This is a genomic window from Micromonospora sp. WMMA1923, assembly GCF_049179195.1.
In the GTDB taxonomy this organism is placed as follows: domain Bacteria; phylum Actinomycetota; class Actinomycetes; order Mycobacteriales; family Micromonosporaceae; genus Micromonospora; species Micromonospora yangpuensis.
On the sequence record NZ_JBMHLZ010000001.1, the window covers coordinates 4,265,172 to 4,289,426 of the forward strand.

The 24,255-nt window shown below is 73.7% G+C and carries 23 protein-coding genes; 5 read left to right on the top strand and 18 right to left on the bottom strand.

Translation table 11 applies throughout. The features are described 5' to 3' along the window. Positions 1–105: 105 nt before the first annotated feature. Complete coding sequence (locus tag ACN28G_RS19185; RefSeq protein ID WP_091442425.1) at positions 106–642, bottom strand: DUF4240 domain-containing protein; 537 nt, start codon at positions 640–642, stop codon at positions 106–108. Here ACN28G_RS19185 and ACN28G_RS19190 point away from each other — a divergent pair. Then, positions 641–1,690, top strand: a complete 1,050-nt coding sequence (locus ACN28G_RS19190; RefSeq protein WP_091442428.1) for a phosphotransferase family protein — start codon at positions 641–643, stop codon at positions 1,688–1,690. The two genes, ACN28G_RS19185 and ACN28G_RS19190, sit on opposite strands and share 2 nt — an antisense overlap. Positions 1,691–1,857: 167 nt before the next feature. Further along, positions 1,858–2,124: a 30S ribosomal protein S20 gene (gene rpsT / locus ACN28G_RS19195; protein WP_091442431.1), complete on the top strand. Its 267-nt coding sequence runs from the start codon at positions 1,858–1,860 to the stop codon at positions 2,122–2,124. Positions 2,125–2,297: 173 nt separating this feature from the next. On the opposite strand, the gene ACN28G_RS19200 is transcribed toward rpsT, so the two are convergent. From ACN28G_RS19200 to pepN, 10 genes are all read right to left on the bottom strand, one after another. Further along, a complete protein-coding gene (locus ACN28G_RS19200; RefSeq protein WP_091442435.1) occupies positions 2,298–2,771 on the bottom strand; it encodes a hypothetical protein in 474 nt (157 codons plus the stop codon). After that, positions 2,768–3,745 carry a DNA polymerase III subunit delta gene (gene holA, locus ACN28G_RS19205; RefSeq protein WP_091442440.1) on the bottom strand — a complete coding sequence of 326 codons (978 nt, stop codon included), beginning with the start codon at positions 3,743–3,745 and terminating at the stop codon, positions 2,768–2,770. Before holA ends, ACN28G_RS19200 begins: the two co-directional genes overlap by 4 nt. A 200-nt stretch (positions 3,746–3,945) precedes the next feature. Next, positions 3,946–6,357: a ComEC/Rec2 family competence protein gene (locus ACN28G_RS19210; RefSeq protein WP_229688477.1), complete on the bottom strand. Its 2,412-nt coding sequence runs from the start codon at positions 6,355–6,357 to the stop codon at positions 3,946–3,948. 188 nt (positions 6,358–6,545) lie between these two features. After that, a complete protein-coding gene (locus tag ACN28G_RS19215; protein WP_421480024.1) occupies positions 6,546–7,538 on the bottom strand; it encodes a helix-hairpin-helix domain-containing protein in 993 nt (330 codons plus the stop codon). Between the two features lie 154 nt (positions 7,539–7,692). Next, a complete protein-coding gene (locus ACN28G_RS19220) occupies positions 7,693–8,448 on the bottom strand; it encodes an SDR family NAD(P)-dependent oxidoreductase (RefSeq protein WP_421480025.1) in 756 nt (251 codons plus the stop codon). A gap of 25 nt (positions 8,449–8,473) precedes the next feature. After that, positions 8,474–9,334: a DegV family protein gene (locus tag ACN28G_RS19225; protein ID WP_421480026.1), complete on the bottom strand. Its 861-nt coding sequence runs from the start codon at positions 9,332–9,334 to the stop codon at positions 8,474–8,476. A gap of 48 nt (positions 9,335–9,382) precedes the next feature. Further along, positions 9,383–10,012, bottom strand: coding sequence for a histidine phosphatase family protein (locus ACN28G_RS19230; RefSeq protein ID WP_421480027.1), 630 nt, complete (start codon positions 10,010–10,012; stop codon positions 9,383–9,385). Further along, positions 10,009–10,422, bottom strand: a complete 414-nt coding sequence (gene rsfS / locus ACN28G_RS19235) for a ribosome silencing factor (RefSeq protein ID WP_091442454.1) — start codon at positions 10,420–10,422, stop codon at positions 10,009–10,011. Before rsfS ends, ACN28G_RS19230 begins: the two co-directional genes overlap by 4 nt. Positions 10,423–10,517: 95 nt before the next feature. Next, positions 10,518–11,117, bottom strand: a complete 600-nt coding sequence (nadD, locus tag ACN28G_RS19240) for a nicotinate-nucleotide adenylyltransferase (RefSeq protein ID WP_091442457.1) — start codon at positions 11,115–11,117, stop codon at positions 10,518–10,520. A gap of 284 nt (positions 11,118–11,401) precedes the next feature. After that, complete coding sequence (pepN, locus tag ACN28G_RS19245) at positions 11,402–13,918, bottom strand: aminopeptidase N (RefSeq protein ID WP_421480028.1); 2,517 nt, start codon at positions 13,916–13,918, stop codon at positions 11,402–11,404. Between the two features lie 66 nt (positions 13,919–13,984). Here pepN and ACN28G_RS19250 point away from each other — a divergent pair, with 66 nt between their 5' ends. Further along, complete coding sequence (locus ACN28G_RS19250) at positions 13,985–14,203, top strand: DUF397 domain-containing protein (protein WP_091442482.1); 219 nt, start codon at positions 13,985–13,987, stop codon at positions 14,201–14,203. A 160-nt stretch (positions 14,204–14,363) separates the two neighbouring features. Here ACN28G_RS19250 and ACN28G_RS19255 read toward each other — a convergent pair whose 3' ends face one another. Then, the gene (locus ACN28G_RS19255; protein ID WP_421480029.1) at positions 14,364–14,897 is read right to left on the bottom strand and encodes a hypothetical protein; all 534 of its coding nucleotides are present in this window, start codon (positions 14,895–14,897) and stop codon (positions 14,364–14,366) included. 252 nt (positions 14,898–15,149) lie between these two features. Here ACN28G_RS19255 and ACN28G_RS19260 point away from each other — a divergent pair, with 252 nt between their 5' ends. Both ACN28G_RS19260 and ACN28G_RS19265 read left to right on the top strand, forming a co-directional pair. After that, a complete protein-coding gene (locus ACN28G_RS19260; protein ID WP_091442484.1) occupies positions 15,150–16,397 on the top strand; it encodes a cytochrome P450 in 1,248 nt (415 codons plus the stop codon). Positions 16,398–16,539: 142 nt separating this feature from the next. Then, on the top strand, positions 16,540–17,022 hold the full coding sequence (locus tag ACN28G_RS19265; RefSeq protein WP_421480030.1) for a DUF4383 domain-containing protein: 483 nt from the start codon (positions 16,540–16,542) through the stop codon (positions 17,020–17,022). Between the two features lie 81 nt (positions 17,023–17,103). On the opposite strand, the gene ACN28G_RS19270 is transcribed toward ACN28G_RS19265, so the two are convergent. The 6 genes from ACN28G_RS19270 to ACN28G_RS19295 form a co-directional block, all read right to left on the bottom strand. Next, a complete protein-coding gene (locus tag ACN28G_RS19270; RefSeq protein WP_091442499.1) occupies positions 17,104–17,553 on the bottom strand; it encodes a GNAT family N-acetyltransferase in 450 nt (149 codons plus the stop codon). Between the two features lie 157 nt (positions 17,554–17,710). Further along, positions 17,711–19,261: a GTPase ObgE gene (gene obgE / locus ACN28G_RS19275; RefSeq protein ID WP_421480031.1), complete on the bottom strand. Its 1,551-nt coding sequence runs from the start codon at positions 19,259–19,261 to the stop codon at positions 17,711–17,713. 91 nt (positions 19,262–19,352) lie between these two features. After that, positions 19,353–19,610 (bottom strand): 50S ribosomal protein L27, encoded by a 258-nt coding sequence (gene rpmA, locus ACN28G_RS19280; protein ID WP_091442502.1) that lies wholly within the window; start codon positions 19,608–19,610, stop codon positions 19,353–19,355. Between the two features lie 11 nt (positions 19,611–19,621). Further along, positions 19,622–19,936 (bottom strand): 50S ribosomal protein L21, encoded by a 315-nt coding sequence (gene rplU, locus ACN28G_RS19285; RefSeq protein WP_007464063.1) that lies wholly within the window; start codon positions 19,934–19,936, stop codon positions 19,622–19,624. Between the two features lie 406 nt (positions 19,937–20,342). After that, a complete protein-coding gene (locus tag ACN28G_RS19290; protein ID WP_091442506.1) occupies positions 20,343–20,801 on the bottom strand; it encodes a hypothetical protein in 459 nt (152 codons plus the stop codon). A 125-nt stretch (positions 20,802–20,926) separates the two neighbouring features. Beyond that, positions 20,927–24,247 carry an Rne/Rng family ribonuclease gene (locus ACN28G_RS19295; RefSeq protein WP_421480032.1) on the bottom strand — a complete coding sequence of 1,107 codons (3,321 nt, stop codon included), beginning with the start codon at positions 24,245–24,247 and terminating at the stop codon, positions 20,927–20,929. Between the last annotated feature and the right edge of the window lie 8 nt (positions 24,248–24,255).

Sequence of the window (24,255 nt, forward strand, 5' to 3'; positions counted from 1 at the left end):
GACGTGAACAGGCCGGCGCGACGCCGGCCGCCTCCATGTTCCCACGTCCGCACGGCGCGCCCGTGGCGCGGGCGATCTCCGCTCAGCCAGCAGGACGTCCGGCGGTCACTCGACGGGCGGCTCGGCGAAGAGCGCGGCCAGCCGGGGCAGTCGCCGCCGCGCCTCGTCCTCGTCGTCGAAGTCCCAGAGATCGTTGAGGTCCGGCACCGGCGGCGGCTCCCGGTCCGCCGGCAGTTCGGTCGCGGTCGCCTTCCGGTACGCCTCCCACGGCACCGCCAGCAGCTCCCCGCCGGACAGCTCCGCGCCGCTCACCGCAACCGCCCGGACCTGCGGCAACTCGGCCAACGAGTCGGGGTCGGCGACCGCCCGGGCGAAGACCTGCCGCCCCTGGGTCATCAGCCAACCCCGGAACCGGTGGAAGTCGTCGGCGGAGATCCCGCCGTAGATCAGGTACGCCGCTCCCCAGAGGTCCACCCGGTGCGAGGCGGCCAGCACCCGGGCCTGGTGGTGGGCGTACCCGACGATCTCCTGCGGGTCGCGCTCGGCGAGCAGGGCGACGGCCCGGGCGGCGACCGCACCCGGTTCTCCCCCGCCCCCGGCGCGGGCCCGGTCGATCAACTGCCAGAAGTCGTCGGTCCTCATGACGGCGAGTCTGGCAGACCGGGGCCGCGGCCACGTCGACGCGCGTCGGACCCGGCCGACCCGGCAGCATGGTGGGGTGATTCCGCCGTCGCCGTACCCGGTGCCCCACCACTCGACCGCCCGGCGCCCGGCGTGGACGTCGCTGCCGCCCGCGCTGCGGGCCGCCGTCGCCGACCGCCTCGGTGCCCCGGTGGTCGCCGCCCGGACCGCCGGCGCCGGCTTCACCAGCGGCTTCGCCGCACTGCTGAGCACCGCCGACGGCGGCCAGGTCTTCGTGAAGGCCGCCAGCACCGCCGAGCAACCGCACCTGGTCGACTGGTACGCCCGGGAGGCCGCGATCCTGGCCCGGCTCCCCGGTGGCCTACCGGTCCCCCGACCGCGCTGGACGCTGTCCGAGGCCGGTTGGTTCGCCCTCGGCCTGGACGCTTTACCCGGCCGGATACCCCGGCTGCCCTGGGAGTCCACCGAGCTGACCGCCACCCTCACCGGCTACGCGCGGGTCGCCGCCGCACTGGCCGAGCCGCCGGCCGAGCTGACCGGGTTGGGCCTGCCGCACCTGGCCGACCTGGCCCGTCAGGACATCCTGTGGTGGGAGGAGGTGGCCGCCGGGCGGGAGCCGCCGCCGGTGTCCCCCGCGGGCACCCTCGACCGGCTCGACGAGCTGGTCGCCCTGGAGTCCCGGCTACCCGGCTACGCCGCCGGTGCGACCGGTCTGATCCACGGTGACCTGCGGGCCGACAACGTGCTCGTCGACCCGGCCGGCCGGGCCTGGTTCTGTGACTGGCCCTGGCTCTGCCACGGGCCACCCTGGTTCGACCTGGTGACCCTGCTGCTCAGCGCGTACGCCGACGGGCTGGACGCCGACGCGCTCTTCGCCGACCATCCGGCGTCCGCGGGCGCGCCCGCAGACGCGCTGGACGCCAGTCTCGCCGCTCTGGCCGGCTACCACCTCGTCAACGCCGCCACCCCGGCGCCGCTCTCGGCGCATCAACGGTGGAGCGGCACCCAGGCACTCGGCTGGTTGGCCCGCCGGCAGGGCTGGTGCTGAGATCGGGCGGCCGGGCGGACTGGTGCCGAGATCGGGTGGCCGGGCGGCTGTGGGGCCGTTTTGGCTCGTCCGGGCGAACCTGGTAGCCTGGCTTTTCGCGCAGCGATGACGCATGCTCGTCGCGCGCACAAGCTGACCAACCCGAGCGATCAAGACGAGGCTGTCGCGTGGCGAACATCAAGTCCCAGATCAAGCGCAACCGGCAGAACGAGAAGCGCCGGCTGCGTAACAAGTCGGTCAAGTCGTCGCTGAAGACCGCCATCCGGAAGTTCCACGAGGCTGCCGAGGCCGGTGACGTCGAGAAGGCCACCACCCTCATGCAGGCCGCCTCGCGGCAACTGGACAAGGCGGCCAGCAAGGGCGTGATCCACTCCAACCAGGCTGCGAACCGCAAGTCCGCGATCGCCAAGCGAGTGGGCTCCCTCGCCGCCTGACGAGGCGACCAACACCGAGCCGATCGAAACCCCCGGGCCACCACCCGGGGGTTTCGGCTGTCCTGGGCCCGGCCACCGCTGGGGCTAAGGTGCGGCGGCGGTGTGACTGCGGCCCGGCGGCACTGGGGCTGCGGCCCGGTGGCGCGTGGCCCGGCGGCCCGGTGGGGGTGGGACTACGGTCCGGCTACGCTGGGGCCCTGCCCGGTGGTGTCGGGGTGGTCGGAGCCGGGCGCGCGATCCCGTCGGGGTGGCCGGAGGATCGGCTCCGAGGCGACCACCACGCCGGTCACCGTACGATGGGTCCAGTCGACCCGGACCCGCCCCACCACCGGTTCCATCTGGCGGCGGAACCGATCCCGTTCCTGCTCGGGCACGAGGGCCGCCGTCCGGACCACCGCCTCGGCCACCATGTCGTTGAGTTTGACCATCAGCGCCACCGCCGCCGGCAGGATCAGCACCGCCGACCAGTCGACCAACTCGGCGAGAGCGAGCAGGGCGGCGAGCGCCACGGCGCCTTCGAAGAAGAGAAAGCAGAGCACCCCGCCCGGGTTGACGAACCGCAGCCCGAGCAGCCGAGCGTAGAGCGGCCGGAACCGCTCCTCGTCGGTGGGCTCCCGGGCCCACTCGGTGCGGGACGCCCCGGTCATCTGCCCGTGCCCTGCCGGGCGGCGATCACCGAGAAGACCGCCCGCTCCAGCGCGTACGCCCGGTCGTCGGCGCCGCCCTTGACCGCGGCGTTGCAGTCGGCGGCCGCCCGCATCGCCTGCACCAGGCCCTCCGGCGTCCAGCCCCGGCCCTGCCGTTGCGCCCGCTCGATCTTCCACGGCGGCATGCCCAGACTGCTGGCCAACTGGTACGCGCTGCCCCGGCCGGCGGAGGCCACCCGGGCGACGGTACGCACCCCGTCGGCGAGCGCATCGGCGATCGGCACCGGGTCGACCCCGACGTGCAACGCCCAGCGGAGCGCCTCCAACGCGGCGGGTACGTCACCTACCATCGTCGCGTCCGCGACGGTGAATCCACTGACCTCGGCCCGGCCCCGGTAGTACCGGGCCACCGTGTCGGCGTCGATCCGCCCGTCGGTGTCCGCGATGAGCTGCGCGCAGGCAGCGGCCAGCTCACGCAGGTCGTTGCCGACGGCGGCGATCAGCGCCCCGGCCGCGTCGTCGGTGCACCGGCCGCCGGCCTGACGGATCTCGTTGCGGACGAACGCCACCCGCTCCCGGTCCCCCTTGAGCTTGGCCACGGGGACCACGGTCGCGCCCGCTGCCTTCAACCCGTCGGCGAACGCCTTGCCCTTGGCCGCACCGGGATGCAGCACCACCAGGTGCACGTCGGGATCGGGATTCTTCGCGTACGCCAGCAGCGCCGTGACCAGGTCCTTGCGCGCGTCTTGGCCGGAGCGCAGCACCAGCACCCGTCGCCCTCCGAACAGCGACGGGCTGAGCATCTCGGCGATCTCCCCGACGGTGAGCGCGCCGGCCTGGTACTCCCGGACGTCGACGTCGGGATCCATGCTGCGGGCCTGGCCGACGGCTTCGGACACCGCGCGCGTGGCGAGCAGCTCCTCGTCGCCGAGAACGAGCAGAATGGGAGCGAGGCTGGCGGTCACGTCGCCCATATTCGCACGGCCGGTGATCGCGTCGACCCTGCTCGTACCCGGTACGACGGTGGGCCCCGCACTAAGTGCAAATGTAGACATTAACCGCGATAGCTCATCAATATCCGCAAGCCGCAGCTACTACCCGAATCCCTTTCGTCGTCGACGCCCACCCAGGGGGTGGCCGGTCGCCGTCAACGTCCCTCGGATCGACCACTGGACTACCCGCCGGGGCCGGTGCCACGGGCCACCACCGCCAGGCCACCCGGCCCCCGGACCACCGCCACGTCCCCGTCGGTGTCGGTACGCAGCACCCGGGCACCGCCCCGCCCCAACCGGGCCAGCACGCCCGGGTCGGGATGCCCGTAGTCGTTGCCCACCCCGACCGGCACCAGCGCGACCGTCGGCCGGACCGCGTCCAGAAACGCCGGATCCTGGTACGCCGAACCGTGGTGGGCGACCTTGAGCACCTCGGCCCGCAGCCCCGCCGCCGGTGGATGCTCCAACAGGGCACGCTGCTCCTCGGTCTCGGCGTCCCCGGCGAGCAGGACCCGCACCCCGGCCACGGTGGCCCGCAGCATCAGCGAGTTGTTGTTCGGATCCGACCGGGTGCCCCGCAGCGGGTACGGCGGCCCGATCACCACCACCTCCACGGCACCGGCCCGCCACACCCACCCCGCCGTCGCCGCCTCGATCGGCGTCCCGGCGGCAGCCGTCTCGGTCGCTGTCCCGGCGGCAGCCGTCTCGGTCGCTGTCCCGGCTGCCGCCGCCTCGACCAGTTGCCGTCCGGCCGCCGGATCCGGCCAGTCGGGCACCCGCACGGCGGCCACCCGGCGGCCCCGGAACACCCCGTCGACCCCGCCGGTGTGGTCGACGTGGAAGTGGCTGAACACCAGCAGCGACACCTCCCGTACGCCGAGCCGGCGCAGGCAGGTGTCCGCCGCCGCCGGGTCGGGTCCGGCGTCGACCACCACGGCCCGGCCGGCGGCCACCGGCAGCACCACGACGTCCCCCTGACCGACCGCGCAGGCGATCACCACCCAATCCGGCGGTGGCCAACCGCCGGCCACCAGCCGGACCGGCAGGGCACCCAGCACCACCGCGACGGTGACCACCGCCACCAACCGACGGATCGCCGGCCGACGGGTGGCCACCAGCAGCACCACGGTCAGCCCGGCCAGCAGCAGGGCACCGGGCACCCCGCCCGGCCAGGGCAGGTTGCCGGCGGGCAACCGGGCCCCGTACCGCGCCACGGTCACCAGCCACCAGGCCGGCCAACTACCGAGCCAGGCCGCGAACTCGGCACCCGCCGGCCAGACCGGTGAGACGACGGCCGCCACCACCCCGAACACGGTGGCCGGGGCGATGGCCGGCACCACCAGCAGGTTCGCCGGCACCGCGACCAGGCTGACCGTGCCGGAGATCCCGGCCACCACCGGCGCACAGGCCACCTGGGCTGCCGCCGGCACCGCCAGCGCCTCGGCCAACCCCGCCGGCACACCCCGCCGCCGCAACCCGTCCCGCCACCGCGGGGCGAGCAGCAACAGGCCGGCGGTGGCCAGCACCGACAACGCGAACCCGGCGTCACCTGCCAACTCCGGGTCGATCACCACCAGGACCGTCACACCGGTGGCGAGCGCGGGCAGCGCCGCCCGGGGCCGGCCGGTCGCCAGGGCGGCCAGCCCGATCGCGCCCATCGTGGCCGCCCGGACCACGCTCGGCGAGGGTCGGACCAGCACGACGAAGCCGACCAGCGCCACCACGCAGAGGCCGGCGGCCAGGACCGGCCCCGCCCGACCCCAGCGGGCCAGCAACAGCACGGCACCCACCACGATCGCCACGTTGGAGCCGGAGACGGCGTTCAGGTGGGTCATGCCGGTGGCCCGGAAGTCCTCCTCGACGGCGGGCAACAGCCGACTGGTGTCGCCGACGACCAGCCCCGGCAGCAGGCCGCCCTGCTCGTCGGGGAGCGGTGCGCAGGCCCGTTGCAGCCCGGCCCGCAGCACCCCGGCAGCCCGTTGCAACCAGGATGACGACCCGTGCGTCGTGGGCGGACCGGTCACCATAAGCACCGCGCCGGTGAGGTCACCACCCCGGGGCTCGGCCAACCGCCCGTCGGCACCTACCCGTTGCCCCGGCAGCAGGCCGCGCCAGCCCGGGTCGCTGGCGAGCAGCAGCATCCGTACCGGTGCGGTCACCCGCCGGCCGTCCGGGCCGGTCACGGTGACGAGTTCCGCGCCGACCAGCAGGGTGGCGGGGCGGCCGGGCACCCCACGGACCGGACGGGGGTCGTCGCGGACGACCACCTCGGCGGTGACCCGGGCCCGCTGGTCGACAAGCGACCGCAGCGCCTCGGCGTCGCGTACCCCGAGTCGGGCGGCGATCGCGGTCGCGCCGCAGACCACCCCGATCAGCACGGCGACCGTGATCCAGCCGTACCGCCGTACCGGGGACGACGGCCGGCCGAGGAGCCCGGACAGGTGGCCGGTCAACGCCAGGGCGAGCCCGGTGGCAGCGCCGGCGACCGCCAGCATTGTCGGCGCGGTCAGGTAGAGCCCGGCCAGGGCGGTCAACCAGGCGCCCACCGCCAGCCCGGCCAGCCGTAGATCCGGTGGTGCCGGGTCGGCCAGCAGCGCCTCCGGGTCGCTCGCCCACGCGGTGCTGCGGGCCGACGTGGCGGGCGGGGCCGGTCCGGTTGGCCCGGGCAGCCGGACCGACGTGGCGGGCGGAGCGGGGCCGGGCCGCCCGGGCAGCCGGGCCGTCGGGTCCGGGCCGGCCGGTCGGGCCCACCTCCCCAACCGGCGGGTGGGCTGGCGGCCGGTCACACCGTCACCAGCTCTTTGAGCTGCTCGAAGCGGGCGTCACCGATGCCGTCGACCTGGCGCAGGTCGCCGACCGTGCGGAACGGGCCGTGCTCCTCCCGGTGGGCGAGGATCCGCTGGGCGAGCACCGGGCCGACCCCGGGCAGGCTGTCGAGTTGGGCCAGGGTGGCGGTGTTCAGGTTGACCGGCGCCCCCGGCGCGGCGTCGCCCGGCGCGGCACCACCGGGCTGGCCGGCGGCACCGGCCGGGGCCGGCTGACCGGGTGGCGGGGTGACGCCGACCAGGACCAACTCACCGTCGGCCACCTTGCGGGCGGGGTTGAGCAGGGCCAGGTCCACCCCGGGCAGCACGCCACCGGCTGCCTCGACGGCGTCGGCGACCCGGGCTCCGGCCGGCACCCGGACCAGCCCGGGACGGCGTACCCTGCCGGCGACCGCGACCACCAACTCACCGGCGGGCGGGCCGTCCGGCTCGGCCACCGGGGCGGCCTCGGCGCTGGCGGCGGTCGTCACCACCGGCACTGGCTCGGCCTGCGGCCGGGACCGCCACGCCCAGAAGCCGGCCCCGAGCACCACCAGCACGCCGACCACGGCGAGCACCCGGACGCCCCGCCGTCCCGGATCGAACGCGTCCGGACCCGGTAGCCGGGACGGTGCCGGTAGTTCTGCCGTCTCGTCGTCATCGCCGGCAGGGTCGTCGTCGGCCACGCCCGTCGGATGGACCACCGGATACGCCGCCGGACGGGGCGACGGCCCGACCGGATCGTCGTCGGCCACCGGGTGGGCCACCGACCGGCCCGACGGTCCGAGCGGGGGCGGCTCACCGAGCGATAGCCCGGGGACCGGCCTGCCGGACGGCGTCGCACCGACCGCGCCGGGCGGCGGGTGCTCGGGCCAGCCGGGCGGGGTCAGGCCGGCGGCGGGCTCGGCGTCGACCGCGCCGAACAGCCACCACAGGCGCCGCCGCGCCATCGTCTCCTCGTCGTCGGACACGCCGCGACGCTACGGCCGGCGGCCTCCCCGATGCGGTCCACCGGGGTCCGCTGTGGACAACGCGGCCACCTGTGGATAACCGCCTGATCATGCACTGATCTGCTATGGAGACACCACGACCGGCAGCGGTGCCCGCACCGCGGGACTCGACCGGTCAGCCGGCCTCGGGGTCGAGTCCGAGTGCCGCCCGGCCGCCGTCGACCGGCAGCACCGCGCCGTTGACGAAACCGGCCCGCGCCGACAAGAGGAACGCCACCACCTCGGCCACCTCCTCGGCCCGACCCATCCGGCCGAGCGGGTGCAGCCGCCGCAACTCGTCATCGACCCGGCGCGCCTCGGCCGGCCCCTGCGCGGCGACGAACGCGGCATGCCGTTCGGTGTGGATGGAGCCGAGGGCGACCGCGTTCGTCCGGATCCCCTGCGGACCGTGGTCGACGGCGAGCGCCCGGGTCAGCCCCTCGACCGCCGCCTTGGCGGTGCTGTACGGCAGCGCGCCACGGACCGGGCGGGTGGCCTGGTGGGAGGAGACGTTCACGATCGCTCCGGTACCGCCGGCGGCGAGGAACCGACGTACCGCCGTCGCGGCGCCGACCAGCGCGGGCCGTAGGTTGGCCGCGATCAGGTCGAGGACCTCGGTGGCCGGTGCGGTGTGCACGGCGGCGTCGCGGAACACCGCCGCGTTGTTTACCCACCCAGACAGCGGTGCCGCCTGCTCGGCCAGGTCGGCGGCCCGCCCGGTGACCTCCTCGTCCCCCGCGTCGCCCACCACCGCGGCGACCCGGGGATGCGCGGCGACCCAGGCCAACGCCGCCGGATCGGAGTCGATCACCACGACCGTCCCGTCGACCGCCAACCGTTCCACGATCGCCCGGCCGACGCCCCGACCGCCGCCGGTCACCACGTACGACATGACTTCTCCCCGTCGGTCGGTTCGGCTAGCCCGCTGCGGTGAGCCGGTGCACGACCACGCAGGCCAGCCCCGGTCCGGCGTGCGCGGCGACCACCGCGCCGGCCTCCGAGACGTACGCGTGGCGCAGCCGGTCACCGAACCGGACGGTCAACGCGTCGAGCAGCGCCTCGGCCCGTTGCGGCGCGGCCAGGTGGTGCACCGCCATGTCCACCTCGGCGTCACCGGCCGCCTCGACGGCCAGGTCGACCAGTTTGGCCACCCCCCGGCTGGCGGTACGCACCTTGTCCCGCACCTCGATGGTGCCGTCCGGCATGTACATGATCGGCTTGACCGACAGGGCGGTGCCCAGCAGCGCCTCGGCCGCGTTGATCCGGCCACCCCGTCGGAGGAACTCCAGCGTGTCGACGTAGAAGAAGATCGTCGTACGCGCGACGGCGTCCACCGCGGCCTGGCGCACCTCGGCCAGGTCACCGCCGTGGGCGGCGGCGGTGGCGGCCGCCACCGCCGGGAAGCCGAGCCCCATCCCGGTGTAGCGGCTGTCGACCACGGCGATCCGCTCGTCGTCGACCTCGGCGGCGGCGAGTCGGGCCGCCTCGACCGTGCCGGAGAGCTCGGCCGACAGGTGCACCGACAGCACCGCGTCCGCGCCGCCGTCGAGCAGCCGCCGGTACGTCCGGACGAACTGCTCGGGGGCCGGTCGGGAGGTGCTCACCGAGACGCGTCGGCCGCCCAGCGCCCGGGTGGCGTCGGCCGGGAACGTCTCGACCCCTTCCAGCCCCTCCGCGCCGTTGAGCACGACGGTCAGCGGTACCACCGTGATCGGGTGGGCCTGCTCCAGTTCGGCCGGCAGGTAGGCGGTGGAGTCGGTGACGACCGCGACGGGCATGCCCGGCACGCTAGCCGATGTCGGCCCGGCCCGCCGGAACGGGCGGCCTCAGACCGCCTCGACGGCGACCGTCGCGGTGATCGGGCCGACGTTGTGCGCGTACAGGTGCCAGCCCCGGGCGTCGTTGTGACGCAGCTCGGTCCAGTGGCAGTTCTGCAACGAGCCGACGGTGCGCAGCACGGCATGGTCCCATCCGAGCAGGTGACCGCAGCCCTGCCGGGCTCCGGCGCCGTGGGTGGCGACCACCACGGTGCCGCCGGGCACCAGGTCGGCTGCCTCCTGAAACGCCGTACCCAGCCGTTTGCCGAGGTCGTCGAGGCTCTCGATCCCCGCACCGGGGTCCGGGTCACCGGCACGCCACCGGGCGTGCTCGGCGGCGAACCGCTGCTTGACCTCGGTGAGCAGCAGACCCTGCCACTGCCCGAAGTGCCGCTCACGCAGCCGGGCGTCGGTGCGGACCGGCAGCCCGGTGACCGCGGCGAGGGCGGCGGCGGTGTCGGCGGCGCGGCTCAGGTCGCTGGCCACGATCGCGTCCGGACGCAGCGCGGCGAGCAGCGGCGCGGCGGTCCGGGCCTGCTCCCGGCCCAGGTCGTTGAGGGCCACGTCGGTCTGCCCCTGGACCCGGCTGGCGGCGTTCCAGTCGGTGTTGCCGTGCCGCCAGACGATCAGCCGGGTCATTCCGCCGAGGCGGTGGTCGAACCGGTGGCGTCGGCGTCGACCAGGTCCCGGTCCACGAACGGGATGGTCGGGCAGTCCTTCCAGAGCCGGTCGAGGGCGTAGAACTCCCGCTCCTCGGTGTGCTGCACGTGCACCACGATGTCCACGTAGTCGAGCAGCACCCAACGCCCACCGCGCTCACCCTCGCGCCGCACCGGCTTGGCCTTCTCCGGGAGGTCGAGCAGCCGCTCCTCGATCGCGTCGACGATGGCGAGCACCTGACGCTCGTTGGGGGCGGCGGCGAGCAGGAACGCGTCGGTGATGGCGAGCTGGTCGCCAACATCGATGATGACGATGTCCTGCGCCTTCTTGTCGGCGGCGGCCTGGGCGGCGGCGATGGCCAGCTCGTGAGCGCGTTCGGAAACTGTCACCGTTCTCCTTCGATCAGCTGTGCGAGGCTTCAAGCGTCTCACACGGTGCGCGGTACCGGCCGGGCAGTTCTGGCCGCAAACCGGCATAAAAGCCTCTACTTTCCCTGGTAGAGGCCCCGTTTGGCGATGTACTGCACCACACCGTCGGGCACCAGGTACCACACCGGCTCGCCCCGGCCGACCCGCTCCCGGCAGTTGGTGGACGAGATCGCCATGGCGGGGACCTGCACCAGGCTGACCGTGTCGGCGGGCAGGTGCGCGTCGGTCAGCTCGAAGCCGGGCCGGGTCACCCCGATGAAATGGGACAACTCGAAGATCTCCGCCAGGTCCTTCCAGGACAGGATCCGCTCCAGCGCGTCCGCCCCGGTGATGAAGTACAGCTGGGTCCGGGGGCCGTACAGGGCGTGCAGGTCACGCAGGGTGTCGACGGTGTAGGTGGGCCCGTCCCGGTCGATGTCGACCCGGCTGACCTGGAAACGCGGATTGGACGCGGTGGCGATCACCGTCATCAGGTAGCGGTCCTCGGCCGGGCTGACCGGAGTGTCCGCTTTCTGCCACGGTTGTCCGGTCGGCACGAAGACCACCTCGTCCAACCCGAACCGGTCCGCCACCTCGCTGGCCGCGACCAGGTGCCCGTGGTGGATCGGGTCGAACGTGCCACCCATGATCCCCACCCGCCGAATGTCATCCCCCACCCCATGATCGTATGCCCCTGAAGGAAGGGCCCCTTGTTAACGCCTCCGGTAGAGAAGGGCACCCTTCTCACACCCCGCCACCGCCGGGACAGGGGCAACGGGGGTCAGGGGGCCACGACGGACCGCCGGGGCAGGGGCGCGACGAGGGGCCAGGTGGCCACGACGGACCGCCGGGGCAGGGGCGCGACGAGGGGCCAGGGGGCCACGACGGACCGCCGGGGGCAGGGCGCGACGAGGGGCCAGGGGGCCACGACGGACCGTCGAGGCAGGGGTGGCGGGAGAGGTCAGGTGGCCACCACCGCCGCGGCGACCGTCCGGGCCAGCAGCGCCCGGCGCAGGTCGTCGTCGGCGTCGGTCACCACCCTGCGCAGCCCGGGGCTCACGTCGTCGCGGGCCAGCAGGGCCGCGGCCAACTCCCGGGTGCTCTGCGCCACGGCGTAGCGGGGATAGGCCAGCGACGCGACCTCGTCGGCCACCCACGGGGTACGCCGGAGCGCCGCCGCCGGCATCTCGGCGAAGTACCTGTCGACGTACACCGCGGTCAACTCGGCCTGCTCGGGCTGCCAGAAGGCGCCCGCGGTCGCCTCGACCAGCCGGTTGGACAGGTCGGTGTTGCGGGTGACGATCTCCCAGGCGGCCTCCTTGGCGGCCACCTCCGGCAGCGCGGCGCGGCAGCCGGCCGCCCGTTCCGCCCCGGCCGCGCTGGGGTCGGCCGCCGCCGCCGTGTCGATCTCCGCCGCGCCCGCCGCGCCGAGCACCACCAGCCGCCGCAGCAGCGCCCACCGCAGTTCCGCGTCAACGAGCAACCCGTCCGGTACGTCCCGGCCGGCCAGCCAGCCGGTCAGCAGGTCACCGTCGGATCCGGCGGCGATCAACCCCCGGGCCGCGGCCAGCTGCGCCGAGCTGCCGGCCGGTGCGGTCGCCAGCAGCTGCGCGCAGGTCCGCGCCACCATGGCCAGCGCGGCGTCCCGGTCGCCCGGTTCCAGGTACCTGTCGACCAACGGGCGGCTCAGCTTGAGCACGTCCTCGACGATGATCACCTCCGGCTCCGCGGGCAGCGCCACCGCGAGCAGCCGGACCAGGTCGGCCACCGGCCACTGCCCGTCGGTGGCCGCGTCCAACACCGCACCCCAGAGCACCGCGCGGGCCAGCGGGTCGGCCAGGTCCGGCAGGACCAGTGGTACGGCCTCAGCTGAGGCCGGGTCGAGGCGTACCTTCGCGAAAGTCAGGTCGCCCTCGTTGGGCAGCAGCAGCCGGGCCGCCGGCTGACCGGACAGCCCGGACAGCACGGTCCGGCCCCGGTCGGTCTCCGGGTCGAGGTCCACCTCGTCGCGCAGCACCGTGCCGTCGGCGAGATACCGGCCGACGCCGATCCGGTGGGGCCGCAGCACCGGATGCGACGCGGGTGCGGTCTGCACCACCGCGACCTCGGCGTACCGCCCGTCGGCAGCCACGCTCGCCGCCACACGTAGCGTGTTGACCTGTGCCTGGCGCAGCCACCTGGCGGACCAGTCGCGCAGATCGCGCCCGCTGGCGGCAGCGAGGCTGTCGAGCAGGTCGGCCAGGGTGGCGTTGCCGAACCGGTGCGCGGCGAAGTGCGCGTTGAGCCCGGTCAGGAAGGCCTCGTCGCCGAGCCAGGCGACCAGTTGCCGCAGCACGCTCGCGCCCTTGGCGTACGAGATGCCGTCGAAGTTGAGCAGGCCCTCGGCGGCGTCGCGCACCTCGTGCGGTGCCACCGGGTGGGTGGAGGGGCGCTGGTCGGCGGCGTACCCCCAGGCCTTGCGGCGCAGCGCGAAGGTGACCCAGGCCCGGTCGAAGCGGGTCGCTTCGGCGGCGACCCGGGTGCCGAGGTACTCGGCGAACGACTCGTTCAGCCACAGGTCGTCCCACCAGCGCATGGTGACCAGGTCACCGAACCACATGTGGGCCATCTCGTGGGCGATCACGGTGGCGCGCAGCTCGCGCTGGCTGTCGGTGACCGCCGACCGGAAGAGGTAGTCGTCACGGATGGTGACCAGGCCCGGGTTCTCCATCGCGCCGGCGTTGAACTCCGGCACGAACGCCTGGTCGTACTTGCCGAACGGGTAGCGCTCGTCGAACATCTCGTGGAACCGGTCGAGGCACTGCTTCGTCACCGTCATGATCTCCGCCAGGTCGGCGTCGAGGTGCTCGGCCAGCGACCGTCGGCAGTAGACGGCGAGCGGGATCCCGTCGTGCGAGTCCGAGCGCACGTGCCACGGGCCGGCGACGAAGCTGACCAGGTACGTCGCCAGCGGCGCCGTCGGGGCGAACTCCCACCGTCCCGGGCTCGGCTGGTCGGCGAGTTGCCCGTTGGCGGCGACCGTCCACTCCGGTGGGGCGGTCACCGAAAGTGTCACCGGCGCCTTGAGGTCGGGCTGGTCGAAGGCGGCGAAGATGCGCTGCACGTCGTCGAGGAACGACATCGCGTACAGGTAGGTCGCGCCGTCGGCCGGGTCGACGAAGCGGTGCACCCCCTCACCGGTGTTCGAGTACGCCATCTCGGCCTCGACGAATAGCGTGTTCTCCTCGTCGAGCCCGGTCAGCGGCAACCGGTTCTCGGTCAGGGCGCCAGGATCGAGGTCCCGGTCGTTGAGGCGTACCGCCAGCAGTCGGGCGGGTTTGACCTCGACGAAGGTCTCGGCTGACGCGGCGGCGCGGAACCGGACGGTGACCTGGGAACGGAACCGCTCCCCGCCGGTCAGGTCCAGGTCCACCTGATAGGACAGCACGGTAATCATCGCGCCACGCGCGGTCGCCTCTACACGGGTCAGGCTCGGCATCCGCTTATCCTGCCCGATGGGAACCGGACGTGTTCCCCATGACGCTTCGCGATGGAGGAAACAACAATGGGTCAGCACCCCAAGGGCGACTTCGACCTGTCCCGGGCGGTCTGGCAGCGGGCCGAGGGAGACACCTCCGAGAGCGCGGTCGAGGTGGCCTTCGTCGACGACCTGATCGGCATGCGCAACTCGGCGGAGCCGGACGGGCCGGTCCTGGTCTTCACCCAGGCAGAGTGGGACGCCTTCGTGGCCGGCGCCCAGGACGGCGAGTTCGACCTGGACTGACTGGAGGCTGGCTTGGTCCGGATCGGCCGCTGTCTGGCCGGCCGCCGTCGAGCCGGCCAGCCGCCGTCGACCGGGGCGCGGCGGCATCGACCGCTTCTGCCGATGCCGCCGCGCCGACGATCAGTCGCCGCCATCCCGGCCGATACCGCCACACCGACGATCAGTCGCCGTCATCCCGGCCGGTGTGGTCAGCCGGTGGCCGGTCGCCGTCACCCCAGCCCAGGCCGCCGGGGCCGGGCGCGTGGTGGAACCCCGGATGTCCCGCCACGTCGACGCAGTGCTCGTCGTCCGGCCCGACGGACCCGCAGAACAACCGTTCGGCCCGGTGCCAGGCATCCGCCGGCGAGAGCGCCGACGCGCCCAGCGCCAGCTCCGGACGGAGCAGACTGAGCGCTTCGGCGTACCCGACCGCCAGTTCGAGGGCCTCGCCCGGGTCGGCCGCCTCGAACCCGAGATGCACGGTGAAGCGCCGGGGTGATCTGCCTGCCCGCAGCAGCATGGTGGCCGGTGGCGCGCCGCGCTGCCCGGCCCCCTCGTCCCGACCGGCCGGGGCCTTTCCAGCCGGGGCCCGACCGGCCGGGGCCGGACCAGCCGGAGCCCGACCAGCCGGGCCCCGACCAGCCGGAGCCGGACCAGCCGGAGCCGTGTCGGCCGCCGCCCGCTGCCGCCAGTACGGCGATCTGTTGTCCCGCATCTGTGCCCCCCGTCGTCCACGGCGCCTCCCCGTCGTTCACCGTTGCATCGAGCCAACCAGGTTTCCGCCTCCAGGGGAGGGGCCAGACCGGTCTTCGCCTGGCCCCTCCCCCGGGACCGGACAGCAGGCGGGCATTGGGTCCCTCCTCAGGGCGACTGTGCGCTCCGCTCGGATTCAGTGGCGCTCCCCGGGGTAGGCCGCACCGAACTACCGCGCCCGACGACAGCCCAGAGCAGCCACAGGAGGGGCCGGATGGCCACGATCCCGGCAGACCGCAGTCCGGACAGCACGCTGGCGCTGCGGCGCGACGGTTACCGGTTCATCAGCAACGGCTGCGCCCGCCACGACAGCGACATCTTCGAGGCCCGGCTGCTGCTGGAACGGACCATCTGCCTACGCGGCCGGGCCGGTGCACAGCTGTTCTACGACACCGACCGGTTCGAACGCCACGGTGCCAGCCCCAAGCGCGTCCAGCGCACCCTGGTCGGGGTGGGCGGGGTGCAGGGGTTGGACGGCCCGGCGCACCGCGACCGCAAGGCCATGTTCATGTCGATCATGACCCCGTCGGCACTCCGGCAGCTCGGTCAGCTGGTCGACGACGAGTGGCGGGCCCGGATCCCGGTCTGGGAACGCGCCGACCGGGTTGTCCTCTACGACGAGGTCGGCCAGATCCTGACCCGGGCGGTCTGCGCCTGGGCGGGTGTGCCGCTGGCCGAGTCCGCCGTGGCCCGGCGCAACGCCGACCTGCACGCGATGATCGCCGCACCGGCGGCGCTCGGCCCCCGGCACTGGCGGGGGCGCCTCGCCCGCCGGCGCTCCGAACGGTGGATCACCGACGTCGTCGAACGGGCCCGTAGCGGTGCGCTGCCCGCGCCGCCGGGCAGCGCGCTCGCCGTGATCGCCGGACACCTCGACCCCGGTGGCCGTCCACTGCCGCCGCGGATCGCCGCCGTGGAGCTGCTCAACGTCCTGCGCCCCACCGTCGCGGTGGACCGGTACGTCGTCTTCGCCGCGCTGGCCCTGCACGACCACCCGCAGTGGCGCGAACGGGTCCGGGCCGGCGAGGAGACCGCCGAGTGCTTCGTCCAGGAGGTCCGGCGCCACTACCCGTTCTTCCCGGTCGCCGGGGCCCGGGTCCGGCGTGCCTTCGACTGGCAGGGCTACCACTTTCCCCAGGGCCGGCGGGTGCTGCTCGACCTGTACGGCACCAACCACCATCCGGACCTCTGGCCGGAGCCGGACCGCTTCGACCCGGACCGGTTCGCCAACTGGCGGGGCGACCCGTTCGCGCTGGTCCCCCAGGGTGGAGGCGAGCACCTCGCCGGGCACCGCTGCGCCGGCGAGTGGATCACCATCGAGTTGATGAAGCGGGCGGTGCACACCCTGACCGGCGCCATGCGCTACGACGTGCCGCCGCAGAACCTCGCCTTGAACCTGCGCCGGATGCCGGCGCTGCCGCCGAGCCGTTTCGTGATCCGCAACGTCCGGCGTACCCGGTGAGCCGACCTGAAGGGCCTGATCGCGTACGCCCCCGCGTATCGCGATTTCTCTGCGCCGCCCGCTAGCCGCGGTACAGGATGGAGGATCGAAGCGGGACCGTCACTCTCGGTACGGTCCTCCGGTGGTCCGAGGAGGTGCCCCGATGGCGCGTGAGGCTCGCCCCCGGCCACGCCCCCCGGTCAGGTTGGCCGCCACCGTCGTGGCCGGGGTCTTCGTGCTCGTCGGCGTGCTCGGCTTCGTGCCGGGGATCACCACCGGCTACGCAGAGTTGACCTTCTCCGGGCACACCTCCGGCGCGAGGCTGCTCGGGATCTTCCAGGTGTCGGTCCTGCACAACCTGGTGCACCTGGTCTTCGGGCTGGTCGGGCTGTTCCTCGCCCGCAGTGTCGCCGGCGCCCGCGGCTACCTGGCCGTCGGCGGCGCGGTCTACCTGGCGCTCTGGATCTACGGGCTGGTCGTCGAGCACGGCAACGCCGACCGGACGGTGAACGTCCTGCCGGTCAACGGGGCCGACAACTGGCTGCACCTGCTGCTCGGCTTCGGCATGCTCGTGCTGGGGCTGCTGCTCTCCCCGCGCGCCGGTGCCTCCGCCGGCCGGCTGGACCAGCCGATCGACCGTCCCTGACCGGGGATCACCAAGCTGCCGGGTCTACCAGCACCGGATGGTCGCCCTTCGACGGTGGTTCCGGAGAGCCGCCGCGTGCCGTCAGGCCGCGACCGGGAGGCGCTTGCCGAAACAGACGCTGTACGGGTTGTCGACGTACTCGCCGTAGACGGGGATCGGCTCGTACCCGCAGGAGGTGTAGAGCGTGATCGCGGCCGGCAGGTACGTCCCGGTCTCCAGGCAGAGCGTCTCGTACCCCCGTTGGAAGGCGAGTTCCTCCAGGGCGGCCAGGAGTTGCCGGCCGATGCCCCGACCACGGTGCGCCGGTCGGACGTACATCCGTTTGAGTTCACCGGTCGCCCGGTCCAGCTCCTGGAGGCCGCCGCAGGCGACCGCCCGGCCCGCGACCACCACCACGAGGTAGCAGATGTCGTCGCGGGTCGACGTCGTCTGCCCGTCCAGCCCGCCGTCGGCCTCGCGCAGCTCCCGCTGCTGGGCCGTGACCAGCGCGAGGATCTCGGCATCGGCGACGGGACGGAACTCGATAAGCATGCCGACACGCTAGGGGTACCGCATGTCGGACAGGTTTCCGGTACCCGGCCCGCAGCCGGAGCGCAGCGGTCCATCCGGCCACCACGACCGGGTCGCCACCGACCGCGACAGCATCCGCGGTCAGGTCACCGACCGCGCAGGCGGCCGACCGGGTGGATCACCGCTCGCCGGCGGTCGCGTCCGGCGCGCTCGGGGTGGCGTCGAGGTCGGCCGGGATGGCGTCGGCGTCGGCCGACTCGCCGTCCTGGGCACTGGCCGGCCCGAGGGTGCCGGTGTCCGGATCGGCCCACAGCTGCTCGTCGGCGGGGCGCTGACGGCGCGCCTTGCGGGCGGCCAGCCGGTCCGCGGCGGGTACCCGGGTGGACTTCTCCTCCAGCCGTACGTCGGTGCCCCGGTTGCCGGGGACGAAGTCGGCGCCGGCGTAGAGGGTCGGCTGCCAGTCGAACTCCCGCTCGCCGATCCGGACCAGGTCGCCGGGGTTCGCGCCGGCCTTGGCGAGCTTCTCCTCGACCCCGAGGCGGGCCAGCCGGTCGGCCAGGTAGCCGACGGCCTCGTCGTTGTCGAAGTTGGTCTGGCGCACCCACCGCTCCGGTCGGGTACCCCGGACGGTGTACGAGCCGTCGGACTCCGTCTCGATGGTGAAGCCGGCGTCGTCCACCGCCTTCGGGCGGAGCACGATCCGGGCCGGCTCGGTCGGCACGGCGGTGACGCGGGCCTGCTCGACCAGCTCCGCCATCGCGTACATGAGCTCCTTGAGCCCCTCGCGGGTGGCCGCGGAGACCTCGAACACCCGCAGGCCACGCGCGGCCAGGTCCGGGCGGACGATCTCGGCCAGGTCCCGGCCGTCCGGCACGTCGACCTTGTTCAGCGCGACCAGCCGGGGCCGGTCGGTCAGGCCGCCGTACTCGGCCAGTTCCGCCTCGATGGTGTCGATGTCGGCGAGCGGATCGCGGCCCGCTTCCAACGTCGCGGTGTCGATCACGTGCACCAGTACGGCACACCGCTCGACGTGCCGCAGGAACTCCAGCCCGAGGCCCTTTCCGGTGGCCGCACCCGGGATCAGACCCGGCACGTCGGCGACGGTGAAGGTGTGGTTGTCCACCCGGACCACGCCCAGGTTCGGCACCAGCGTGGTGAACGGGTAGTCGGCGATCTTCGGCTTGGCCGCGGAGATCACCGAGATCAGCGACGACTTGCCGGCCGACGGGAAACCGACCAGACCCACGTCGGCGACGCTCTTCAACTCCAGCACGACGTCCAGCTGGTCGCCGGGCTCCCCCAGCTCGGCGAAGCCGGGCGCCTTACGCCGGGCGTTGGCAAGTGAGGCGTTACCCCGGCCGCCCCGGCCGCCCCGGGCCACCTCGAATGTGGTGCCGGCACCGACCATGTCGGCCAGCACCGTACCGTCCAGGGTCTGCACGACGGTGCCGTTCGGTACCTTGATCACCAGGTCACGCCCGTTGGCGCCGTCCCGGTTGGAACCCGCCCCGCCCTTGCCGTTGTCGGCCTTGACGTGCGGGCGGAAGTGGAAGTCGAGCAGCGTGTGCACCTGCGGGTCGACCACCAGGGAGACGCTGCCGCCGTGCCCGCCGTTGCCACCGTCCGGGCCGCCGAAGGGCTTGAACTTCTCCCGGTGGATCGAGACACAGCCGTGCCCGCCGTCGCCGGCCTGCAGGTGCAGGACGACCCGGTCAACGAACGTCGTCACGCCGACAATCCTTCCAGCGGGGCAGACCCCGCGCGAGAAAAAGACGAAGCGGGCCGGGACACCAGGTCCGCGGCCCGCTTCGCTGAGAGATCTACTGCCCCGCCGGTACGATGTTGACGGTCTTGCGACCGCGCTTGGTACCGAACAGGACCGAACCGGCGGCCAGCGCGAAGAGCGTGTCGTCGGAACCGCGGCCGACCAGGTCGCCGGGGTGGAACTTGGTGCCCCGCTGACGGATGAGGATCTCACCCGCGCTGACCACCTGACCACCGAAACGCTTCACGCCGAGCCGCTGAGCCGCGGAGTCGCGACCGTTACGCGAGCTGGACGCACCCTTTTTGTGAGCCATGTTCCGACGACCTACTTCCCGCTGGAGATGCCGGTCACCTTCACCTGGGTCAACGGCTGGCGGTGACCCTGGCGCTTGTGGTAGCCGGTCTTGTTCTTGAACTTGTGGATCCGGATCTTCGGGCCCTTGGTGTGCGCGGCGATCTCGCCGGACACCGCGACCTCGGCAAGCTTCGCCGCGTCGGTCACCAGGTCGTCACCGTCGACGAGGAGCACCGCGGTGAGCTTCACCGCGTCACCGGGGGCACCGGTGAGCTTCTCGACCTCGATCACGTCGCCCTCGGCGACCTTGTACTGCTTGCCGCCGGTCTTGACGATCGCGTACATCGGAGGCGCACTCCCTGTCGTTGAGGCTGCTAACGTCTTTTCCCGACCGTTGCCGGCCCGGTTCGTTCCTGCTGCGGCGGCGGCACGTCAGATGGCGTGGACACGTCAGAGGGTGTCCACCCGATGACGTGCCCGCCAGGTGACGTCGACGCGCCGGACGACGCGCCCGCCAGGTGCCCTGAGCACGGCGGCCCGGGCAGCGAGAACTCGGCGCACAAAAGTACGCCGCAAGGTAGCGTACGCCATCGCCTAGCCGAGTCCCAAACCGGGACCCCGGCCGCCCGGCCCCACCCACCGGTACGAGACCAGCCGGTCCCCGCCCACCGGTACGAGGCCAGCCGGCCCCCGCCCACCGGTGTGAGAAGGGTGACCCTCTCTACCGTAGGCGTTAAGCGGGGGCCCTTCCTTACTTCGTGCAGAGCTGGTCGAGGCGTTGCTGGAGCCGGTCCAGCTCGGTCTCGTCCAGCTCGTCGAGGTCGGCGCCCTTCGCCTCCACCTCGTCGGCCATGTCGGTAAGCAGGGTACGCAGCGGCGGGTCGGTCGCCCTGGTCGACAGCTCCCGGAGCGTCGTCCGCCAGCCGGTCAGCGCCCCCTCGGCCCGCTGTCGGGCGGCCTCGGCGCCCTGGGTGTCGCTCGCCCCGGTGGCGACCATCATCCGGCCGAGTTCGTCGACGTAGGTCTGCACCGCCACCGAGCCGGCCTGCTGGGCCGCGGCGCAGACCTGGGCGGCGCTCGCGCCGACGGACGGGACGGCACCGACGGGGGCACCGGAGGCTGCTGGCCGCCCCTGGTCGGAGTCGGCGGAGCAGCCCGCCTGGGCCAGCAGGGCCAGGGGAACGAGGGCGGTGGCGAGCAGGCGACGCATGTTGGCTCTCCTAGCCGGGGTGACCGGTCAGGCCGGCGGGACGGGCTCTGGACGATACGACAGGGCTCCTCCCACCGGCGGTACCGGGGAAGGAGCCCTGTCAGGATGCCTGAACCGTCAACCTCTCACGGGCGGGTACGCCGACGGGCGCCGCCCCGGCGGGACCGGCGACGGCCGTTGCCGTCGGAGTCGCCGTCGGTCTCGCCGTCACCGAGCGCGTCCGGGTCGTCCGGTGCGGCCAGCCGGGCCGACTCGCCGACCGGCTGAGCGTCGGCGACGTCCGCGGCAGCCGGCGTCTCCGCCTCGTACCGGGACAGGTCGTAGCCCATCGTGTCGTGGTACTCGGTGCTGGGGCTGGGGCTGGAGCTGGCGTCTCCGGTGACCTCGGTGACCTCGACCACGGTCCGCTCCGGCTGGCCACCCTTGCGCCCCCGCCGCCGTGCCGAGCTGCCGGCGGCCGGCTCGGGCGGTGCGGTGACCGCGGAGGCGACCGCCTTGACCCGGTCCCCGGCCCCACCGGAGCGCGGCTTCTCCGGCACCGGCTCGGTGTGGATGATCAGACCTCGGCCCTTGCAGCACTCGCAGTTCTCGCTGAACGCCTCCAGCAGCCCCGCCCCGATGCGCTTGCGGGTCATCTGCACCAGGCCGAGCGAGGTGATCTCGGTGACCTGGTGCTTGGTCCGGTCCCGGCCCAGGCACTCGGTGAGCCGGCGCAACACCAGCTCACGGTTGGACTCCAGCACCATGTCGATGAAGTCGATCACCACGATGCCGCCGATGTCCCGCAACCGGAGCTGCCGGACGATCTCCTCGGCGGCCTCCAGGTTGTTCCGGGTGACCGTCTCCTCCAGGTTGCCACCGGCACCGGTGTACTTGCCGGTGTTGACGTCCACCACGGTCATCGCCTCGGTACGGTCGATCACCAGGTGCCCGCCGGAGGGCAGGAAGACCTTGCGGTCCAGCCCCTTGAGGATCTGCTCGTCGATGCGGTACTCGGCGAAGACGTCGGAGGTGCCGACGTGCCGGCGTACCCGGTCGACCAGATCCGGCGAGACGTGCGACAGGTACGACTCGACCATGCCGAACGACTCGTCGCCCTCGATGACCAGCTCGCGGAAGTCCTCGTTGAACAGGTCCCGGACCACCCGGATGACCAGGTCGGGCTCCTCGTACAGCAGCACCGGGGCGCCGCCGGAGGTCGACTTGGCCTGGATGTCCTCCCACTGCGCCTGCAACCGCTTGACGTCGCGGGCCAACTCGTCCTCGCTGGCCCCCTCGGCGGCGGTCCGGACGATCACGCCGGCACCGTCGGGGACCAGCTTCTTCAGCGCGTCACGCAACCGCTTGCGCTCGGTGTCCGGCAGCTTGCGGCTGATCCCCGAGGCGTTGCCGTTGGGTACGTAGACCAGGTGCCGACCGGAGAGCGCGATGTGGCTGGTCAGCCGGGCGCCCTTGTGCCCGATCGGATCCTTGGTGACCTGCACCAGCACCGAGTCGCCGGAGCGCAGCGCCTGCTCGATGGAACGGGCCCGCCCCTCCAGGCCGGTGCTGTCCCAGTTCACCTCGCCGGCGTACAGCACGGCGTTGCGTCCCCGCCCGATGTCGACGAAGGCCGCCTCCATGCTCGGCAGGACGTTCTGCACCTTGCCCAGGTAGACGTTGCCGGCCATGGTGCCGGAGGTGTTACGGGTCACGTAGTGCTCGACCAGCACCCCGTCCTCCAGGACGGCGATCTGGGTCCGGTCACCGCGCTGGCGTACCGCCATCACCCGGTCGACCGCCTCCCGGCGGGCCAGGAACTCCGACTCGCTCAGGATCGGCGGACGGGTCCGGCGCTGCTCACGGCCATCCCGGCGGCGCTGGCGCTTGGCCTCCAGCCGGGTCGAGCCGGACACGCCCTGGACCTCGTCGACGGCCTTGCGCGGCTCGCGGATCTTGACGACCGTGGGTACGCCGTCGTCGGTCCCGCTCTCGGCCTCACCGGCTCCCCGGCGACGCCGACGACGCCGGCGGCGGGTCAGGCCGTCGCCCTCGTCCTCCTCCTCGGCCTCGTCGGTCTCCGCCTCGGTGCTCTCGTCCTCGGCCGACTCCTCGGCGTCGGCGTCGTCGTCCGCGCCACCCTTGCCCCGGCCACGGCCCCGGCGACCCCGCCGGCGACGGCGCCGACCGGCGGCACTCTCGTCGTCGTCGTCCTCGTCGGCCTCGGCGACCTCCTCGGCCTCGGTGACCGGCTCCTCCTCGGCCACCTCGACCGGCTCCACCGGTTCGGCGTCCCGACGGCCGCGACGGCGGCGGCGGGGCGACTCGGTCGGCTCCTCGGCGACCACGACCGGCTCGACGGGCACGACCGGCTCCACCGGCCGGGCCGTCGCCTCCACCGGCCGGGCCACCGGCACCTCGTCGGGCTGCGGTGCCATGAAGAGCACGGTCGGCGCGGAGAGCACCGCCCGGCGGCGCCGGGTACGCGGCTCGACGGGCTCGACCACGGGGGCCTCCTCCGCCGGCTCGGCGACGGCTGCGGACTCGGGCTCCGGTCCGGCGACACCGGGCAACTCGGCGGAACCGGCGATCATCCCGGTCGCGGGCTGTTCCGTCGACTCGGGAAGCGCGGGCGTTCCGGCCGGTGCCACGGCGGGGTTCGGTTCGGTCGCCGGCGGCTCGGGCGCCTCGGCGGGAACGGAGACGCTGACGGACGGGGGTACCTCGCCGGAGCCGGCCTCGGCCCCACTGGTGCGCGTTCCCCGCCGCGTCGTACCGCGACTCGTGCGCGCTGCCCGGGTCGCCTTACCGGTCCCGGCCTGCTCCGCCGGCACCGTGGTCCCTCCGGGCTCAGCGGGCTCAGCGGGCTCAGCGACCCCAGCGGCCCCAGCCGGCTCAGCGGTCCCGTCCGGCGCGGTGCTGGTCTCCCCCGGCTCCGCTGGCGCGGCAGTCTCGGCCGGGGCGGCGGTGGCCTTCTTCCGGCGGGTCCGGGTCACCTTGACCGGCGGTACGACCTCCGCACCGGCCTCCTCCACCTCGGTGGCGACCAGCGGCTCCTCGGCCGCCTTCTGGCTGGTGGTGGCCTTACGTCGACGGCGCGGGGTCTTCGGGGCGGCGTCCAGGTCGCCGGCCACCGGGGCGAGGACCTCCGCCTGCGGGGCCTCCGAGCTGACCGCCGCGGCACCGGTCGACGCCTCGACCGGGACGTCGGTCTGTTCCGGCGGGTCGAGGGGAGCGGTCCGGCGGCGGGTGGCCCGGGTACGCCGGGTCGGTGCCGGCCCCGCGGGGGCCTCGCCGGTGGCCACCTCGCCGCTGGGCGCGCCGGCGGTCTGCACGTCGGCGTCCGGGGCGGTGGCCTCCGGGGTGCCGGGTCCGCCCTCGGCAGCGGTGTCGACGGTGTTGGCAGCGGTGTCGCCGGCCGGCTGCGAACCGGTCCGCTCGCCGCCCTCGGGCTCGTTCTCGAGCATGGACGTTC